17 protein-coding genes are annotated in these 19921 nt (G+C 27.5%); 9 read left to right on the forward strand and 8 right to left on the reverse strand.

Features of this window, described 5'->3' with window-relative positions:
- Position 1: 1 nt before the first annotated feature.
- Positions 2-1366 (forward strand): FGGY-family carbohydrate kinase, encoded by a 1365-nt coding sequence (locus HNP67_RS00625; RefSeq protein WP_184124041.1) that lies wholly within the window; start codon positions 2-4, stop codon positions 1364-1366.
- Here HNP67_RS00625 and HNP67_RS00630 read toward each other — a convergent pair.
- Genes HNP67_RS00630 through HNP67_RS00655 form a run of 6 tightly spaced genes read right to left on the reverse strand, consistent with a single transcriptional unit; the run spans position 1349 to position 6594 of the window.
- The gene (locus tag HNP67_RS00630) at positions 1349-2092 is read right to left on the reverse strand and encodes an SPOR domain-containing protein (protein ID WP_184124043.1); all 744 of its coding nucleotides are present in this window, start codon (positions 2090-2092) and stop codon (positions 1349-1351) included. The genes HNP67_RS00625 and HNP67_RS00630 overlap by 18 nt on opposite strands.
- Positions 2076-2693, reverse strand: coding sequence for a dephospho-CoA kinase (gene coaE / locus HNP67_RS00635; RefSeq protein ID WP_184124045.1), 618 nt, complete (start codon positions 2691-2693; stop codon positions 2076-2078). The genes HNP67_RS00630 and coaE overlap by 17 nt, the downstream gene beginning before the upstream one ends.
- The gene (gene polA / locus HNP67_RS00640; protein ID WP_184124047.1) at positions 2675-5401 is read right to left on the reverse strand and encodes a DNA polymerase I; all 2727 of its coding nucleotides are present in this window, start codon (positions 5399-5401) and stop codon (positions 2675-2677) included. Before polA ends, coaE begins: the two co-directional genes overlap by 19 nt.
- Positions 5398-5796 (reverse strand): hypothetical protein, encoded by a 399-nt coding sequence (locus HNP67_RS00645; protein ID WP_184124049.1) that lies wholly within the window; start codon positions 5794-5796, stop codon positions 5398-5400. The genes polA and HNP67_RS00645 overlap by 4 nt, the downstream gene beginning before the upstream one ends.
- A complete protein-coding gene (locus tag HNP67_RS00650; protein WP_184124051.1) occupies positions 5786-6205 on the reverse strand; it encodes a flagellar export chaperone FliS in 420 nt (139 codons plus the stop codon). Before HNP67_RS00650 ends, HNP67_RS00645 begins: the two co-directional genes overlap by 11 nt.
- Before the next feature lie 8 nt (positions 6206-6213).
- Complete coding sequence (locus tag HNP67_RS00655; RefSeq protein WP_184124535.1) at positions 6214-6594, reverse strand: response regulator; 381 nt, start codon at positions 6592-6594, stop codon at positions 6214-6216.
- Positions 6595-6834: 240 nt separating this feature from the next.
- Here HNP67_RS00655 and ligA point away from each other — a divergent pair, with 240 nt between their 5' ends.
- Positions 6835-8817 carry an NAD-dependent DNA ligase LigA gene (gene ligA, locus HNP67_RS00660; protein ID WP_184124053.1) on the forward strand — a complete coding sequence of 661 codons (1983 nt, stop codon included), beginning with the start codon at positions 6835-6837 and terminating at the stop codon, positions 8815-8817.
- Positions 8818-8839: 22 nt separating this feature from the next.
- Here the strand turns inward: ligA and HNP67_RS00665 are convergent, their stop codons facing one another.
- A complete protein-coding gene (locus tag HNP67_RS00665; RefSeq protein ID WP_184124055.1) occupies positions 8840-10333 on the reverse strand; it encodes a coiled-coil domain-containing protein in 1494 nt (497 codons plus the stop codon).
- A gap of 279 nt (positions 10334-10612) precedes the next feature.
- Here HNP67_RS00665 and HNP67_RS00670 point away from each other — a divergent pair, with 279 nt between their 5' ends.
- From HNP67_RS00670 to crr, 6 genes are all read left to right on the forward strand, one after another.
- On the forward strand, positions 10613-12475 hold the full coding sequence (locus tag HNP67_RS00670) for a hypothetical protein (protein WP_184124057.1): 1863 nt from the start codon (positions 10613-10615) through the stop codon (positions 12473-12475).
- Positions 12462-12929, forward strand: a complete 468-nt coding sequence (locus HNP67_RS00675) for a hypothetical protein (protein WP_184124059.1) — start codon at positions 12462-12464, stop codon at positions 12927-12929. Before HNP67_RS00670 ends, HNP67_RS00675 begins: the two co-directional genes overlap by 14 nt.
- Entirely contained in the window at positions 12922-13791 is an 870-nt protein-coding gene (locus HNP67_RS00680) for an FAD binding domain-containing protein (RefSeq protein ID WP_184124061.1), read from the forward strand. Before HNP67_RS00675 ends, HNP67_RS00680 begins: the two co-directional genes overlap by 8 nt.
- A gap of 136 nt (positions 13792-13927) precedes the next feature.
- Positions 13928-14188: an HPr family phosphocarrier protein gene (locus HNP67_RS00685; RefSeq protein WP_184124063.1), complete on the forward strand. Its 261-nt coding sequence runs from the start codon at positions 13928-13930 to the stop codon at positions 14186-14188.
- Between the two features lie 20 nt (positions 14189-14208).
- Complete coding sequence (gene ptsP / locus HNP67_RS00690; protein WP_184124064.1) at positions 14209-15930, forward strand: phosphoenolpyruvate--protein phosphotransferase; 1722 nt, start codon at positions 14209-14211, stop codon at positions 15928-15930.
- Between the two features lie 2 nt (positions 15931-15932).
- Positions 15933-16502, forward strand: coding sequence for a PTS glucose transporter subunit IIA (crr, locus tag HNP67_RS00695; protein ID WP_184124066.1), 570 nt, complete (start codon positions 15933-15935; stop codon positions 16500-16502).
- Positions 16503-16540: 38 nt separating this feature from the next.
- On the opposite strand, the gene htpG is transcribed toward crr, so the two are convergent.
- Positions 16541-18391 (reverse strand): molecular chaperone HtpG, encoded by a 1851-nt coding sequence (gene htpG, locus HNP67_RS00700; protein WP_184124068.1) that lies wholly within the window; start codon positions 18389-18391, stop codon positions 16541-16543.
- 112 nt (positions 18392-18503) lie between these two features.
- Between htpG and gnd the strand changes: the two genes are divergently transcribed.
- Positions 18504-19898, forward strand: coding sequence for a decarboxylating NADP(+)-dependent phosphogluconate dehydrogenase (gnd, locus tag HNP67_RS00705; RefSeq protein ID WP_184124070.1), 1395 nt, complete (start codon positions 18504-18506; stop codon positions 19896-19898).
- Positions 19899-19921 lie beyond the last annotated feature (23 nt).

Raw genomic sequence — 19921 nt, forward strand, 5'->3', positions numbered from 1 at the left:
TATGAATGCTCTTAGTATTGATATTGGCAGCAGTGTTTTAAAGGCAGCATTAGTTAGTTCTGAAGGCGGTGTTTTAAGTTATATTGATGTTAGTTATTCAGATTATTTTGAAGTTGATTTCGAAAATTTTGACTTTAATATATGGCTTTTTTCTTTTAAGAAAGCCATATCCAATTTTAAGTCTAACAAAATAGATTGCATTTCTATTAGTGGTATTTCACCATGTTTAATTGCTTTAAATTCAAATTTAATTCCTTTAGAAGTTTTGCATTGGAATTCCCTTAAAATTAAACCTTATTATAGAGGTAAGTCTGTATTTTTACCCTATGTGCTTAGTACGGTTGAGAGAGGAACATATTCTAAAATAAGCTATTTTGTTTCTTGTTTTGAGTATTTTATTTATTTGCTTACAGAAAAGCTTTTTACAAGCTTTCCGAGCATAGAGTATATTCCTTTTATTTGGGATGATATAGAGATAAAAAAATATGGGCTTGACAAGAACAAATTTCCTCCGTTCATAAAAATGGGAGAAAATGTTGGTGTTGTAACTTATAAAGCCGGGGTTGAATTTGGGCTAAATAGTGGAATTAGTGTAATTAATGCGGGATCAGATTATTTGAGTGTTTTGGTGGGGAGCGGCGCTTTTAAGGAAGGAATTGTTTCAAATAGAATGGGTACAAGTGAGGGGTTTAATTTTGTTTCAAGTACATATTTACCAGGATTTTCTCTAGAATATCCTTATTTTTTAGAAGGATTTTTTATTATTGGGAGAATTGTTCCTTTTGGATATTTGATTCAATTATTGAAAGACAGTTTTTATAAGAAAAGTTTAACTTTTGAGTTACTCTTAAAAAAGATTGTTAAAAGTCCCTCTTTAAATAATGTATACTTTTATCCAAGCAAAATTAAACTTTTTAATGATTTATTTATTTTGGATTCTTGTCTTTATAAAGATTTAAGTAAAGGAATTTTTGGTAGTATTAAAAATCCATTAGAGATTGGTTTATCAATGCTTGAGTTTGTATGTTTTGCTTTTTACAATAGATTGGTAGAGCTAAAAGACCGTAAAAAAGAAATTTTGAGTATTTTTGTTAGTGGATCTAATTCTGATAATTTGCTTTTAAATCAAATAAAAGCAAATATTCTTGGCAAAGATTTAAAGATTTTTGATTTCAAGCATTCAGAGATTATTGGGGGAGCAATTCAAGCATTTTATTCTTTAAGAGAATTTGGTAGCTTAAATGATTCTTTTTTAAAACTTACAAAGATTAAGCATGTTGTTTCGCCCATTATTGAGATTCATGAAGAATATTTAGAAAAATATCAAAAATATATTAATAATTATAGTCTATTTGTTAACGGGTAATATATAAGTTTCTTTAAATTCGCCTATTCCTGCTATTTTTTTGAATTCCGCTTTTGCTTCTGATTTTGTTTTATAAGGACCAGATCTTACTCTGTAAATATCTTTGTTATCTACTGTTGCAGAATATATTTTAGCAACTATATTATATTTAAGTAATTTTTGAATATAGTTGTCTGCATTGATTGGGTCTGAGAGTGATACAAATTGTATGTAATATTCTGTATTAGGATCATATATGTTATCAATATTTAAAGGTTTTTGGGCTATGGATTGAGGTTTTTCAATAGGTTTTGATTTCTGAGAAGTATTAGGTATTTTTTGAGTTGTGGATTGAGGTTTTTCAATAGTTTTTGATTTCTGAGAAGTATTAGGTATTTTTTGAGTTGTGGATTGAGGCTTTTTAATAGTTTTTGATTTCTGAGAAGTACTAGTTGTTTTGTTTGCAGGGGTTTTTTCTTTATTTAAATCTTGTGTTAAATCTATGATTATTTCATTTTGAGTTTCAGATACCTTTAAAGATTTTTCATTTTGGTCAACGTTTTCTAAGGTGTTTTGATCTTTCTCTTCTTCTAAAATAATATTTTTTTCTGCAATGTCTGAGGCCAAATTTTTGTTTGGAAAAAAAATAATTGTCCCAAGAAATATTATGATACAAACTGTTGCAATCGAGGTTAATGCTACAAAAAATCCTTTATTATTATCATTGTTTTCATTCAAATCTTTCATAGTTCATTATCTCCTGCATTTTTTTTTCAATTTCTTTTTCTAGATATGCATAGTTCTTGTTATTAATTATATTGATTATTTTTAAGTTTATAATATTTTTTTTAAAAAAAATATCTTTTTGGATTTTGAGCATTTTATTGATTATATTTGAGTCAATGTTTGGCATAGAATATGATAATCTATTTTTTATTATAGAATTCTTTGTCTTAAGCACAATTATATAGTCACAAAGTTTTTCTAAATTTATTTTAAAAAGTAAAGCAGCATTAATTATTATTTTTGTAGATTGGTTTTGGATTAAAATTTTTTTTATTTTTCTGAGTATGATTGGGTGTGATATGCTTTCAAGTTTTTTTAATTCTTTATTGTCATTAAATACAAGATTTCTTAGTATAAGTTTGTCTATTTCATTTTTAGTATTTAATATTTTTTGACCAAATATTTCAACTATTTCTTCTTTTTTTTCATGTAATACCAAATGTCCAAGCTTATCTGCATTTATTTCGTAAAATCCATATTTATTGCCAATTATTTTTGAAGCAGTATCTTTGCCAGATGCAATTCTTCCTGTTATTCCAATTATTAATGGATTTCTCCCCACGATTTACCTGTTTCAATATTTGCTCTTAAGGGCAGATTTAATGTGTAAGCGGTTTCCATCATAATTTTTAATATTTTCTTCACTTCATTTTTTTCTTCAATAGGAGATTCAATTAGCATTTCATCATGTACCTGTAGCAATATTTTTGATTCCATTTTTTTACTTTTAAATTCATTAAATACTTTGACCATTGCAATTTTCATGATGTCAGCGGCACTTCCCTGAATTGTGCTATTTATTGCTATTCTTTCAGCGGCAGATCTTTCTAGATAATTATTGCTATTAATTTCTTTTATATATCTTCTTCTTTTTAAGATGGTTTCGCTATATCCAGCATTTCTTACAAAGTTTATTTGATTTATTATAAACTCTTTGATTTTTGGATAAGAGTCAAAGTAAGAGTTTATAAATCCTTTTGCCTTTTCTTTTGTAATTCCCAGTTCTTTTGCAAGTCTAAAATCTGACATTCTATAAATTATTCCAAAATTAATAGATTTTGCTATTCTTCTCAAGTTAGGAGTAATTTCTTTTTCCTCTATTTTGAAAAGCTTAGAAGCAGTTTCTGTGTGAATGTCTTTATTGTTTTCAAATGCTTTAATAAGGACTTCATCTTGTGATAAATGAGCAAGTATAGCAAGCTCAATTTGAGAATAATCAGCTGAAATGAAAATATTTCCATTTTCTGGTTTAAATGCTTTTCTTATTTTTCGCCCTTTTTCATCTTTTATTGGTATGTTTTGCAAGTTGGGGTTTATGCTAGTGATTCTACCAGTTGCTGTTTTTGTTTGTATGAAGCTTGTGTGTAGTCTATTTGTTTTATAGTTTATTAGTTCTATCAAATTATCTGTGTAAGTACTCTTCAATTTTGCAATTTGTCTGTATTTTATTAGATTTTCAATTGATTCATGCTGTCCTCTAAGAGATTCAAGTACTTTTATATCAGTTGAATCTTTTTTCATTTTTTCTGGCAATTTTAGATTTAATTTTTCAAATAAAATTTCATGCATTTGTTTTGGAGAATTTAGATTAAAATCAATTCCTATGCTTTTTATTATTTCGTTTTCGATTAGCTCTAATTCTTTTCCAAGTTCTTTTCCATATTCTTTTAAATATTCTTTGTCAAGGTAAATGCCATTTTCTTCCATTTCTATAATTACCTTGTTAAAAGGCATTTCTACTTCGTGCATTAACTTGTCTAGTTTGTCTTCTTTTAATTTTTTGGTAAATATATTAAATAATCTAAATGTAATATCAGCATCTTCAGATGAATAGCTTGTTGCCATTTCTAAAGATATATTTGCGAAGTTATCATTTTTTTGAATCACATCTTCATATTTAATATTTTTATGCATTAAATATTTTTCTGCAAGAAAATCAAGCGATACTTTTGAGTTTGTGTCGATAAGGTATGCGGCAATCATTGTATCAAAATAAGGTGCTATAGGGCTAAATCCATTATTTTTAAGTATTTTATAGTCAAATTTATAATTTTGACCAATTATTTTTGGATTTGACTTAAAAAGATTGTTAAATTTTTGTATTATGTAATTTTTTTCTATGTAATTTTTTCCTTTGGCTTCGATTGGAATATAGTAACCTTCAAATTCTTTAAATGAAATGGAAATCCCAATTAATTTTGCTGTGTAAGTGTCAAGCGAAGATGTTTCTGTGTCTACTGATATGCATTTAGCCTTTTTAAGGGTTTCCATTAAATCGTCAAGCTCTATTTTTGTTGTTATTGCGCGGTATTTAACATTTTCTGTGTCAATTGTATTTATGCCATCTAAGTTGTTAGTATTAGGTTCTTGTTTAAATAGGCTTTTTTGGTCTGCATTTTCTTTTTCTTGTTTTAAGATGTCCTTTTTATAAGTTTTTATTAAAGCAATTGCTGAGTGCTTTTCAAACAAAGATATTATCTCTTCGCTAAAATTTTTTAAGGCGAAATTTTCAATTTCTGGAATTGTTAAATTTTCTTCAAGACTTACAAGTTCGTAGCTTAAAAAAGCATTTTCTTTTTCTTTGATTAAAAGTTCTCGGTGGTTTTTATTTATTAGTTCTAAATTTGAATATATCCCGCCTAAGGTTTTAAATTCTTTTAATAAATTTGCTGCTCCTTTTGGGCCAATGCCTTTTATTCCAGGAATATTATCAGATCTGTCTCCAACAATAGCTAAATAATCTTGTATTTGAAAGCTATTTACTCCAAATTTTTTTATTACGTATTCATTATCCATTTCAATAAAGCTGTTGTTTTCAATTTTAAGTATTTTTATATACTCTGACATTGTTTGCAGTAAGTCTTTGTCAGGAGAAATAATGTAAGTTAAATAGTTATTCTTTGCAGCCTTTTTAGCAAAACTAGCTAAAAGATCGTCAGCTTCGTAGCCTTCGATCTCAAATATTGGTATTTTTGCCTTTAAAAGGCCTTCTTTTATCCATCCGATTTGAGGTATTAAATCATCTGGAGGCGAATCTCTTGTTGCTTTGTAGCTTGGATATTTTTGTTTTCTAAAGGTTGGTATCTCTGAGTCAAAGGTTACAATCAAATGTTCAGGATTTTTTTCTTTTATTATGAAAAATAATGTTTTAAAAAAGCCAATAAATGCGTTTACATTTTCTCCTTGTGTGTTTAAAAGTGGATAATTTTTCATTACGTGATAATTTCTAAATATTATGTTTAGTGCGTCAATTAGGTAAATTTCTTTCATATTTTAATATCTAGCATTATAGGTGAATTGTATATCGCAAGGTTGTGATGGTTTTTAATTTTTTGAATTTTTCTTTTTGCATTTGCAATTTGTTGTAAGATTTCGCAACAAATTTGATATTTAATGTATATTTCTTCTTTTAGTAGATTAATTTCTTTAATCAAGTATTCGAAATTATCCAATTTTTGGTTTTTAGATTTCAACCATGCATTTATTGTTTTATAATAGTTTTTGATTGATTCTAAGATCAAATCTTTTTTAGGATTGGTTATGTTTAATATTCTTATTTCTTCTCTTTGCAATTCGTTATTTTCTATTGTTAGTATTAATTTCAATTCTTTTAATTCTAATAACAAATTGTTAAAATATTTCTTTAAAATTTCATTAGCTGACAATATTGATTCCTAATTTCTTGTGAGTAACATTATTTTCTTTTTTTCTTAACTCTTTCCAGGTAAAGTTTAATATTTGCAATTGTTTTATAACATTGTCAATTTTGTGTATTTCTTTTTTTAAAAGAACATTTTCTAGCTCTTTATTTAGAAACAAGTATATTGAGAGTAAGTTTGTAGAGATGTTTCCACCTTGTTCAAAATTTAAAGTTGACATTAATTCAGTAATGATTTCTTGTGCATGAAAGATTTTTTCATTAGCTTTAACTGTATTTTGCCAATTTCCATCTTTTATAAGCTCTTTTGCAACGTTTAAATCCTGTATTGCTTTCTCATAAAGCATTATCAATATTGAGAGGGGATTTGAAGTGTTTATTTGTGTTTGTTTGTATATTTTTTCTTTTGCTATCAAAATTGCCTCTAATCCAAAAGTTTAATTTGTTCTAGTATTTGGTCTTTTTTAAAAGGTTTTGTAATATATCCTCTAGCTCCAAGAGATAAAGCTTTTTCTATTAATTCTTGCTTTCCAATAGCTGTAACCATTAATATATTAACTTTTTTAAGCAATTTTTTATTAATTTCATACATTCTCTCAAGAGCTGTGATTCCATCCATTCCCATCATTGTGATATCGAGTGTTATTAAATCAATATTGCTTTGTTTTTCAAATTCTTTAACAGCCTGAATGCCATCTTCGGCTTCTAAAAATTCTTTAAATCCCAATTGACTTAAGATTTTTATTAGGTTTTTTCTCATAAAAAGCGAGTCATCAGCTATTAAAGCTTTTTTGCTTTCTTCCAAACTAGCACTCCTTTTGTCCATTTTAACATATTAAAATATCTTTAACGATAATTAAAATATAATTCACATTTTTATAATATTGTCTTTTTGATTGATATTTTTCTTTGAATATTATTTTAATTTGAACATAAGTAAAATAATATGTATTTTTGGTGACATTTTATGGTTTGTATTATAAAGTCGGTTTTTGCTTGTTAGATTGTTTGATAAAATAATAAAGAATATGTTAAATTTTACCCTATGAGCATCAAAGTACAGCAAGAAATTGCAGATTTGAAGAAGTTGATTAGAAAGTGGGATAAAGAGTATTATGTCGATTCTTTGCCTAGTGTTGAAGATTTTGTATATGATAAGCATATTTTAAGACTTAAAGAGCTAGAAAATAAGTATCCCGAATATAAGACCTTAGATTCTCCTACTCTTAAATTTGGCAGCGATCTTTTAAATGACTTTAAAGAGGTTGAACATTCTGCTCCTATATTAAGTCTTGATAAGGTTTATGATCTTAATTTGCTAAAATCATGGATAGATAAGATTGATTTTAATAATTCTTTTAATGTTTCTGTTGAGCCAAAGATTGATGGATGCTCTATTGTTCTTTATTATAAGGATGGTATTCTTGAAAAAGCTCTTACTAGGGGTAATGGAAAATTTGGTAATGACGTTACTAAAAACATTAGAACTATTAGGTATATCCCTTTATTTCTTGATGAAAAGGTTGATTTAGTATTAAGGGGTGAGGTTTATATTACTAAAGAAAATTTTTTAAAAATAAATAAATCTTTAGAAAAGCCTTATACTAATTCTAGAAATTTGGCTTCGGGAATACTTAGAAGGATTGATAGTAGAGAGGTTGCTAATTTTCCTTTAAATATTTTCATTTATGATTTTTTGAATGCTGGAATGGAGTTTAAAACCAATGATTTAGCTACTGCAAGACTTAAGAAATTGGGGTTTAAAGTAAATCCTCTGATTAGGTTTTTTGATCAAAAAAGTTCAATTGGAGAAGTTTTAGATTATATAGCAGATATAACAAAAAAAAGAGATTCTTTTGAATATGAAATAGATGGCGTTGTTCTTAAGGTTAGTGATTTTGTTTTGAGAGAAAGATTGGGGTATACTACGCATCATCCTAAATGGGCAATGGCCTACAAATTTGAAGCGCTTTCAGGTGTTAGTAGGGTCAATAGCATTGTTGTTCAGGTTGGACGTAGTGGTAAAATTACTCCGGTTGCAAATATTGATAAAGTTTTTGTTTCGGGGGCTTTTATTACTAGCGCAACATTACACAATCAAGATTATATAGTGTCTATTGGTTTGAATGTTGGCGATGTTGTTAAAGTTTCAAGAAGAGGAGATGTAATTCCTGCTGTTGAAATGGTGATAAATAAATTTTCCTCAGGATTTTTCAAAGTCCCTAATAATTGTCCGGCTTGCAAAACCGTTGTAGTAAAAGAGGGGGCACATTTTTTTTGTACAAATAATAATTGTCCTTCAATAGCAGTCGAGAGGATAAAATATTTTTGTAGTAAAAATTGTATGGATATTGAAGGGTTTTCCGACAAGATAATTTCTTTTCTTTTTGAGAAAAAATTTATTTCTTCAGAAATTGACCTTTATACATTTGATTTTTATAAACTTCTTGAATTTAAAGGGTTTAAAGATAGAAAGATAAATAATTTGATAAATTCAATTCAATCTAGTAAAAAAAAGCCATTTAGCAAATTGCTTCTTAGCATGGGAATTAAAGATTTAGGAGAAAACACAATAAGGTTATTATTCCTTAATAATTTAAATTCGTTTTCAAAGCTTTTTAAGCTTTGCCAAGATAAAGATCTTGCCTTTTCAACATTGTTGAAAATTAAAGGCATAGGAGAAAAAATTGCTTTAAATATTATTGGAGCTTTTAATGATTCAATAATGCTTAATAAGTTTAAATTTTTTGAAAATTTGGAATTTAAAATGGAAGAGCTTATTACGATTGATGATGAGAATAAATTATTAGTCGGTAAAAGGTTTTGCATTACTGGAACTTTTAATGGTTATTCCAGGTCTATTGTTATTGACAAGCTGAAAAATAAAGGAGCAATTTTTAACACTTGTGTGACTAGGAGTTTAGATTTTCTTATTGTAGGAGAAAAAGCTGGATCAAAGCTTAAAAAAGCTTTGAGTTTAAATATAAAAATTATGTCTTTTGAGGACATAAAAAGTTATTTAGATTAGTTTGATTTAAAAGTGTTTATTTTTATTTAATTATTTTTATTTGCTTAAATTCAGGCTTTAAATTTTTATACATAATTCCTAGTTCGTGGATATTTTTGACCTCTATTAAGTTTCTAAAAAATTCTTCTTTATTTTTTAGAGTAGGGTTAATGAAATATTTTTCAAATTTATATTTTGAGATTATTTCATGATTTTTTAAAGCTTCATCTAAATTATTAGTTGGATCTATTTCAATATAGTATGTGTTTTCTTTTTTAAATGCAAATTGATTCCCTTTTTCTTTAAATTTATAGTTATTAAGATATATGTCAGGGTAGATTTGAAAATCCGCTGCTTTGATCATAGTTGTTTTTGGAGTGCTTTTAGTATTTTCTTCTAGATCTTGGTTTTCATTTTTTTCTATGGGCTTTAAATATTCCTTTTCTAATTTCTTATTTTCTTCTAAATCGTCATTTTTGTTTGAAATACTTGGAGTGAAAATTTCTTCGTTTAAAGGTTTTTGAGAAATTTCTTTTTTTTTAAAATTGTTTAATTCTTTTTGAAGTTTTAAAATAGTCTCTTCATTTTCCCTTATTTTATCTTCTAATTCTTTGAGTTTGTGTTTATCGGTTCTTATTTTTTTTTGATTTTCTTTGTTTATTGCTTCATTTGCGCTGATTTTTCTTTTTAGATCATTGATTATTTTTCCTATTGAAGATAAGCTTTCCTCAATTTCTTCTAAGTTTTTATCTGAGTTATCTTTTTTTTTAAAATTTCTTAGTTCTCTTTGCAAGTCTAAAATAGTATTTTCATTTTCGTTGATTCTGTCTTCAAGTTCATCTATTTTTTTTTCATTAATAGCATAATATTTTTCATTCTCATTAAGATTTTCTTTTAGATTGTTTATTATTCCTTCATTAGAGGGGTAATTATCCTCATTTGCTTCTTCAATTTCATCATTATATTCATAATTTTCTTCAAAATCATCTTCATCATCTTCATCTTCAATGTTTTCCATATCTATTTTTTCGTAATTTTCATCTTCTTTGGGCCTGGATTTTTTATTAAGGAGCTTTTTTATTTCTACGATTTCGTTTTTTAATTTATTGGTTAAAATTTCATATTTTTTTGTTTTTTTTTCGATTGATTCTATTTTTTTATTTTCATTTTCCGATGCTTTGTGATTTTTGGTTTTTAAAAGCCTTTCTATATTTTTAATTTTATTTTCATAATTTTCAATTACAGATTTTAGATCATTTTCGTTCATTCTTTTTTTGGGCAGTTTTTTGTCTCTTATATTTTCTGGTAATTTCAGATCTTTACCCTTTTTGGGGTCTTTATAAGAAACTATGTTTTTGTTTGAATGTTTTGAGGCATTTATTTGATTGCTTTTATTCTCAGCACTTTTAAATTCTTCGCTTAAGTCTTCTAAGGGAATTTCAATGCTGGAGTAGCTTATTGTATTATTAGCTCCAAATAATGACATACATGAAAGGATTAGAAAATACTTAAAGCTTTGATTTTTTGTTTTATTCATAAGATCCTTGTTTTTATTTAGAAAACATCTATAATTTATAATGTTATCATAATTTGTTTATTTATCAAAAATGATAAATAAACGTCGGGGCTATTTTTATTGACAAATAGTGCTGATTTCAAATTAGTTTTAAGTGGATTTTTTATTAAGTTGTTTTTAAGATTGTTGCATATGTTGGTAAGGGCAGCGGTTTCTGGAATTTTATTTTTTAATCCTTTTTATTTATGCAATGTTAAGTTTTTATTAATTTAATTTTTTTGTTTAGTGGAGTTTGGAAGTTTGGCAAATGTGGATATGCATGAATTTTGGGCTTTGCCAGTTTGCTGCAATGTTAAAGATTCTTTTATTGAAGATTTTAGCTTTGTAGATGAATGTGTAAGTTCAATTTTTAGTATCAGTTATAAAGATAATATAACTTTAAAGTTTAGAGATTTTGTTGATTCTAATGAATTTAATTTAAAGCTTTTTGATAATAAAATAAGCTTTAAAGGTCAAATTCCTTTGGTTTTATATTCAGACAATTTGGATTATTTGTTAAAAGCAGAAAAAAGTGTTCTTTTTAATTTAAGAGCTGGTAATGTGGACAATAGTTATTCTTCTGGATTTACAAAGAAAGAATATGGAACTTACAATGTTTTGAATGCTTGTTATGAATTTAGTGATTACAATAGTTTTTCAGACGACTTTATTTTAGTTAAAATATTTTTTGATTCTGAAAATTTAATTATTGATGCTAATGTAGACAATATTTCTTTTTTAAAATTTTTTATTAGTGAAAATTTTGGTGTAAGTAAAGACAAAATAAAAATCAATTCTCTTAATAATTATTGGTCTAGCTCTATTTTCCCTATTTCTTTTAATGCAATTTTACAAGGTATTGTAATTTCAAAAAAGATTAATAAAAGGGTTAATGTTGTTTACTATAAAAGACATTTTGGAATTTTAGATAATTTAAATTTAACTTTTTCAGTTTCTAATTGTTTATTGGCAGACAATAAGCTTTCAAAGATTATTTTAGAAATTATAATAAATAGACCTTTAAATTTTTTATACAAATTTTATTTTAAATTTATTAATAATATTTTCAAAAATTTGTTTTTTGATGGGTTTTTAGAAATTTTTTTTGTTGAGAATAAAAGTGATTTTATCTTTTTTTATGACAATCTTTTGGCATTTGAGACCTCTGTTTATAATTTTATTTACTCTAATTTTTATAATCTTGCTTTGTCGATGTCTTGTGAGCCAATAGGTTATTTGCTTACTCAGATTAAGGGTGATTATAGTAGCCTTTTAAAAATTTTTAAAAACTTAGATATAAAAAATTCTTTAATAAAGAAATCTTCTGTTTTAAGTGTTAATAAGGATTATGATATTTTTGATACTAGTCGAAGGGGAGTGGGTTTTGCTTATTTGAATTCAAACACTTATTTTTTAAGTGAAGAGCAATATGTTGTTGCTTTCTTGTATAAGGACGGATTAAGTGTATTTTTGCCCTACAGTATTATTGACAACAATTTAAGCAACTATTTGAAAAATAGTTTGGCTAAAGCATTGGGCTTGACCTATAGTAGTATAAAATTTTTGATAGACGAGAGCGTATTGGATTTTGCTAATTTTTATAATCTTCTTTTTAAAGATCCTTATTTGATTGAAAAATCAATTTTAAGTATTAAGGACAATTTTTCTTCTATGATAGATGCAGATTTCGCAAATGAATATCCTGTTATTGTTAAAGAAAAAATAGCTATTGGCGATGTTAATGATTGCATGCTTGGGTGTTCTGTTGAACTTAAATTTGAATTTTATTCTCTTAGTGCTGTTTTTAGTAATGTAAGCTTTTTTGTAGAGCAAGGCAAATTTACCAAGCTTAAGTTAAATAACAAGAGAATTTGTACGATATTTGGATTAGCGGTTGATTATGTATTTTGCCGCGCTAATGTAAGTTGCGATATTAAAGATTGTTTAAGCTTAGAGTTTGTTGAAGACGGTGAGTTTGTGTTTTCTTTTAGAAGTGTTTTTATTGTTTCTGTTTCTGCAATTCGAACTGCTATGATTCAAGTATTTGATTTTAATGCAAGCAGCACGCCTCTTGATTTTGAAGAAATTTTAAATAGTTGGAGTATAAAAATTGACATTAATTAATTTTAATTTAAATGGTGAGAGTATTTCAAAAAGGATTAGTCTTTCTTTGGGGACTAGAAATCTTTTGGATTCTATTTTTTTTGCTAAGAGCAATAGTTTGGAATACATTGTTAATAACAGATTTTTTTTAATTTTATTAGATTTCAAACTTGTTTATTCTGAGTTAATTCCGGCTTTTATTTTAAATGGTCGGAGTATAGTCACCCTTGAAGGGCTTGAGAAAAAAAGTTTTTATAAGCATATGCAAAAGATTTTATTAGAAGACGATTTTAATTTTTGTAGCAATTGTTTTGAATCTAATGTTTTGCTGTTTTATTATTTTTTGGAAAACGAGATTGTAAGTAAATCAGATATTTTATGCTATAGAAATTCATTAAAATGTAATTGTATGGATGTTAATACTTTTTTGTCTCTTTATTTGAAAGCTGAAGAATTGTATAGAAAAAATGGCTAATGTTAAGGTTTATTATCCTGAAAGTTTTAATATACTATCTAATTTATTTAACAAAAATTTAAATAATTATATCATTTATAATGAGCTAGATTTTAAAAAAAATCCTAATTTGTTTAATAGAGAAACATCTATTGATAATTTTTTTATTGTTGGTAATTTTGAAAAATTTAATAAGGTATCTTTAAGGGGTAATTTTCTTGAGATGGGGCCGTGTGTTACTTACAACGAGATACTTCAGATTGGTAAGAAAAATATTCCAAGTCTGTTTTATGAATTTATTTCAAAATTTAATGATAAAATATATTTAAATAGCATTAACCTTGCAAATGGGTTTTATTATAAAAACACCGTTTTTGATATTTATCCTTTGTTGATAAGTCTTGATGCTCAAATTGAGTTTAAAAATATTTTAACCAAAAAAACTTATGTTTTTAGTGCTTATAATTTGAATAGAGCTGAGTATATTGCAAATAGAAGCACTATTCTTGTTACTAAATTTAAATTTCCAATGATGAATTTATGGAACAGAAGTTTTTATCATAAGATATTTTTCAATACCTTGTCTTTTGATATTTTAGAAGAAGCGGACATTATTTTTATATGCATTCTTTTAAATATAAAAAGAGACATTATAAATGATTTTTTGTTAAAAATATTTTATGATGACAAGGTGATAGTCATAAAGGATTTTCAGGTTTTGCTTTTAAACAAATCTTTGCCGCTTTCATTTTCTGAGATAGAAAATTCTCTTAAAATGTTGGATAAAAATATAAGAGATTCTAAAAATTTCAATATAGGAGAGAGAAATTTAAAGCTAATAAAGAATTTTTATTTAGACATATTAATGAATTTTAATTTTTAATTATTCGAATAAGTTTAATTACTATGTTTATTATGCTATATTTCTTATATAAAGGGAATATATAATTTATTTTTATGTATTATAATGTAAAAAGTTAATCAAAAAATAATATTCATAATGAGGGGTTTCTGTACTTATGGTAAAAAAAGAAGCAATTATTAAGGCTGTAAATGGTTTACATGTTAGGCCTGCATCAACTTTTGTAAAAAAAGCTAAAGAATATTCTAGTGAGATAACAATAGAATCTGATGGAAAGTCTGTTAGCGGTAAAAGTTTGTTCAGGCTTCAAACTTTAGAATTATCAGCAGGTAAAAGGCTTTTGATATGTGCTGAGGGTGAGGATGAGGAGATCGCTGCTTCAGAGCTTGCAGAGCTTGTCGAATCTTTTAAGGAATGAATTTTAGAGGGATTTAAGTTATGACTTTATCGGGCAAAAGAATATCCAAAGGGATAGGCATTGGAGAAGTTCTTTGTATTAGAAAAAATTTTGATAAAATTATAAGCAGGGAAAAAATAGACTTTTCTCAAGTTGATAGCGAAATATCAAAATTCAATAAAGCGAAGTCAAAAGCAATTGGAGCGCTTAAGGATCTTGAGAGAAAAGCTGTATTGCAATTTGGAGATGATAAAAAGGGTATTTTTGAAGGTCAGGTGTTGATCGTTGAAGACGATGAGCTTTCTGAGCTTGTTGTTGAGTTTATTACAAAGGAAAATTATAGCGCCGCTTATTCTATTTATTTAGCGTTTGAAAATTTGGTTAAAAGTGTAGAAAACTATAAAGATCCTTATTTAAAAGAAAGGGCGTCTGATTATAAGGACATTAGAAATAGATTAATTTCTATAATTTTGGGCCAAGTAACTGATTTTTCTGAGATTAATAAAGATATTATTCTTGTTACCGAGGAATTAACCCCATCTGATACCATGCAATTTGACTTAAATTATGTTAAAGGGTTTTTAACTGCGGTTGGAGGAGAAACTTCTCATGCTGCTATTTTAGCAAGAACAATGGGGCTTCCAGCGCTTGTTATGACTTTGCTAGATATTGATGCGTTAAAGGATGGTGATCAAATAGTAATTGATGCAATATCTTCTATTGTTATTAAAAATCCCTCTTCTGTTGAGCTTGATCTTTATGAGGGTAAGATTTTGCGTCAAGTAGAGATGGAAAAAGAGCTTTTTTCTTTAAAAGATAAAGATGCTGAAACAAAAGATGGAGTAAAGGTGTTTTTAAAGGCAAATATTGGAACGCCTATTGATATTACCTATGTTAATAAATATGGTGTTGAGGGGATAGGCCTTTTTAGAACAGAATTCTTATATATGAAATCTTTACAGCCCCCAACAGAAGATGATCAGTTTGAAACTTATAAGAGAGTTATAGAAACAATGGAAAAAAAGGGGGTTGTTACGATTCGAACTCTTGATGTTGGCGGGGATAAAGAAATTCCCTATCTTAATTTTAAGAAAGAGGAAAATCCCTTTTTGGGCTTTAGGGCGCTTAGGATGTACAAGGAATATGAGGAATTGATCCAGGCGCAGTTTAATGCAATTTTTAGGGCCAGTCATTATGGGAAGATAAGGGTAATGGTGCCTATGCTTACCAGATATGAAGAGATTGAAACAATAGAGTATTTTGTGAATAATGCAAAAATCAACTTAAAGTCTAGAGGCTTGCCTTTTGATGAAAATTTGGAAGTGGGGTGCATGATAGAAGTTCCTTCTGCAGCTTTAATTTCCTCTAAACTTGCCAATAAATTAAAATTTTTTAGTATAGGGACTAACGATTTAACCCAATATGTTTTAGCTGTTGATCGCGGGAATCAAAAAATATCAAATTTATATGATAAGTATAATCCTGCTGTGTTGAAATTAATCAAAAAGGTTCTTGATGATGGAGTTAGTTCTGGAATTGATGTGTCTGTTTGTGGTGAACTTGGAGGAGATGATGCTGGAGCTTTAATTCTTGTAGGTCTTGGATTTAGGTCTTTGAGTATGATTCCTGGTGCTACACTTAGAATTAAATATTTGCTTAAAAAGTATACAATAATGGAGTTAGAAGAGTTGGCAAATAAGGTTTTAAATAGTGATTCCGAGCAAGAAACTTTAAGTTATTTTGATAAATTTATAGGAGATTAGTTATGGGGTTTTTAGATTTTTTTAAAAAAACCGCTACATTGGATTTGATTGCTCCGATTAGTGGAAAAGTTATGTCAATTGATAAGGTTCCTGATGAAGCTTTTGCTGAAAAAATAGTTGGTGATGGAATTGCAATTCTTCCAACAAGTAATGAGTTGTTAGCGCCTTGTGATGGGAAAATAGGTAAAATTTTTAAAACCAATCATGCCTTTAGCCTTGAAACTAAAGAGGGCGTTGAAATTTTTGTTCATTTTGGAATTAATACTCTTAATTTAAATGGCAAGGGTTTTACAAGAGTTGCTGAAGAGGGTATTAATGTTAAACAAGGTGAAGTTATTATTAGACTTGATCTTGAATATTTGAAAGAGCATTCAGAATCCGTTATTACTCCAGTTGTTATTGCAAATTCTGATGAAGTTTCAAGCATAGAATATTCTTTTGGAAGGCTTGAAAATGATTCTGAATATGTTTTGTTGTCTTCAACTGTTTTGACAGAAGAAATTAGGCATAAAATATCTCAAACAAAGCCTGTTATAGCAGGCAAAGATTTGGTGTTGCGAGTTAAAAAGTAAAAAGAGAGAGTTTTGAGCTCTCTCTTTTTACTTTTAATTTATAAGAATCCTTTTTCTATAAATTCGTTTATTATATTTATAAATTTTCCTGGATTTTTGCTAGGCATTCCTGAAGTTAGCATGGCCTCCTCAAAAAGGAGTATGCTTATTTTTTCTAATTTTTCAGGCTCTAGATTTTTTAAATTTTGGACTATCCTATTATTAGGATTTAATTCAAGTATTGGCTTAATTTCTTTTACTTCTTGTCCCATTGACAGCATGATTTTTTGCATTTGGTAAGTTGGATCGTTGCTATCAATTATTATTGCTGAAGGCTCTTTTATCAATGTTGCTGATAGATTGACTTCTTTTACGTGATCCTTGAGGATTTCTTTTACTTTTATAAGGGTGTCTTTGAATTCTTCTTCAATTTTTTTGAAATTTTCATCTTTTAATTCATTACTGGTTTCGTTTTTATTTATTGCTTTTAGTTTTAACCCTTCGTATTCTGGAATTAGATTTAAGATAGCCTCATCAAGTTCATCGTCCATGATTAGGATTTCAAATCCTTTTTCTTTATAGGCAGCTACTATTGGGTTTTCTTTTAATATATTTTCTTTACCACCTGTTATATAGTAAATGCTTTTTTGGCTCTCATTTATTCTTTCTTTATACTCTTTAAAAGACACAAACCCATCTACACTTGAGGATTTAAACCTTATTAATGAAATAAGCTTTTCTCTGTTTTCAAAGTCAGAATAAACGCCTTCTTTAATACATCTCCCAAATTCTTTAGAAAATTCTGAAAATTTTTCAGGATTTTTTTTGCTTAGCTTTTCAAGCTCGCTTAGAATTTTTTTTACAGAAGATGATTTTATTTTAGACAAAATTTTATTTTGCTGTAAAATTTCTCTACTTACGTTGAGCGGTAAATCTTGGCAGTCTATAACTCCTTTTATAAATCTTAGATAGTTTGGAAGCAAGCTGCCTTCAGAATCTGTAATAAAGATTCTATTTATAAATAGTTTTACCCCAGGTTTAGTGTTTGGGTAATATAAATCATAAGGAGCTTTACTTGGGATGTAAAATAAACTGGTATATTCTAAATTTCCTTCGGCTTTTGTATGAATATGCATCAATGGATTTTCATAATCAAAGGTTGTATTTTTATAAAATTCACTATATTCTTCTGATTTAATTTCGCTTTTATTTTTTGTCCAAAGAGCAGTAGTTTCATTTAATTTTTCTTCTTTTTCTTCTACTCCCTCTTGTTTTCCGTCCTTCATTATAGGTTCGTTGTATTTAATATAAATGGGATAATTTATGTGATTTGAATATTTTTTGATAATTTCTTGAATTTTCCATTTATTGGCATATTCAAGACCTTCTTTATTAAGATGAAGCTTTATTTCTGTGCCCGGCTCTTCTTTTTTAGCTTTTTCTATTTCATATCCTGTTTTACCGTCGCTAGACCAAATATAAGCCTCACTTTCTAGTGCTTTTTTTGATGTAACTTCTACTTTTTCTGATACTATAAATGCGCTGTAAAATCCAACTCCAAATTGGCCAATTAGGCTTGCAGATTTTTTTTCATCTTGTTTTAAATTGTTAATAAATTCTTTAGTTCCTGATTTTGCAATTACTCCAAGATGATTAATTAAATCTTGTTCATCCATTCCAATTCCATTATCCTTAATTAGGATGTTTTTATCATCAAATGATATTTCTATTTTTGGTTCTAAAACGATGTTTTTGAATTTTTCGTTTGTTAAGCTTAAAAACTTGAGTTTATCAATGGCGTCAGACGCATTTGATATTAATTCTCTTAAGAATATTTCTTTATGTGAGTAAAGAGAGTGGATGATTAAATAAAGCAAATCATTTACTTCTGTATCAAATTGTTTTTTCATATAGTTTTTCCTTTTCAATTTAATCTTTACTTTTTTTATAATATAACATAATCTAAAAATAATAAATAAAGCAATTTGTTTAAAATAGAAAATTAGAATCAAGGAGAATGCAATGGATGTAGGAATTTATGGGCTTGGCGTTATGGGTAGCAATTTAGCTCTAAATATTGCTGATAACGGTTTTAATGTTTCTGTTTACAATAGAGATAGTGAAAAAACTGAAATTTTTGTTAAACAAAATTCTCATAAAAAGATAAATGGCTTTAAGGATATTGAATCTTTTATTAAAAGCTTAAAAACTCCAAAAAAAATCATTTTAATGGTAACAAGTTCGGCTGTAGAAAAGGTTATTGAACAAATTTTGCCCTTTATGAATAAATCAGACATAATTATTGATGGTGGAAATTCTCACTATAAGAGTACAATGAGATTGGAAAAAGAATTGTTTGCTAAGGACATTTATTTTGTAGGACTTGGAATTTCTGGAGGGGAGAGAGGAGCAAGATTTGGTCCTGCGCTAATGTATGGAGGAAGTAAATCAGCTTATGAAATTCTTGAGCCCATGTTAAATAAAATTGCAGCTAAAACCAAAAACAATGATATTTGTTCGACTTATATTGGCGAAAACGGTTCTGGGCACTATGTTAAAATGATACATAATGGGGTGGAATACGCTGATATGCAGCTTATCAGTGAGGTTTATTTTTTCATGAAAAAAGCTTTCAACTTAGATAATTTAAAAATTTCTGAAGTTTTTGAGAAATGGAATGAAGGCGATCTTTCAGGGTATTTACTAGAAATAACTTTTAAGATTCTTAGGTATAAAGAAAATAATGAATATTTAGTTGATAAGATTTTAGATATTGCAAATCAAAAAGGTACTGGTGTTTGGACATCTATTGATGCTCTTGAATCTAGTATGCCTGTAAATTTAATTGTTGAATCCGTTTTTTCAAGATTTATGTCGGGGTTGAAGCACGAAAGGATTATTGCTAGCGACTTGCTTAAGATGGATACTTCTTCTTTTGAGTTTGAGCTTAGTGATTGGATTTTAGATCTTTATTATGCTCTTTTAGTTTCAAAAATAGTAGCTTATGCTCAAGGTTTTATGATGCTTAAGACTGCGTCTTTGAATTATGGTTGGGATTTAAATTTAGGTAAAATTTCTTTGGTTTGGAGAGAAGGCTGCATTATTCGTAGCAGTTTTTTAGATAAGATTAAATTGGCTTATGATAAAAATCCTCATCTTATTAATTTGCTTTTTGATGATTATTTTTTAGATTTGCTAAAAAATAATCACAAATCTTTAAGAAGAATAATTTCAAAGGCTAGTGAGATTGGAATTCCTTTGCCGGCATTTTATGCCAGCCTTTCGTTTTTAGATTCTTATTCTACTAATTATCTACCTTCCAATCTAATTCAAGCACAAAGAGATTTTTTTGGTGCTCATTCTTTTGAGAGATTAGACTCAAAACGAGGTGAATTTTTTCATAGCGATTGGCAATAAATTAAATGAATTAGAAAGAATTA

The sequence above is a fragment of the Borreliella californiensis genome (assembly GCF_014205885.1).
Classification (GTDB): Bacteria; Spirochaetota; Spirochaetia; order Borreliales; family Borreliaceae; genus Borreliella; species Borreliella californiensis.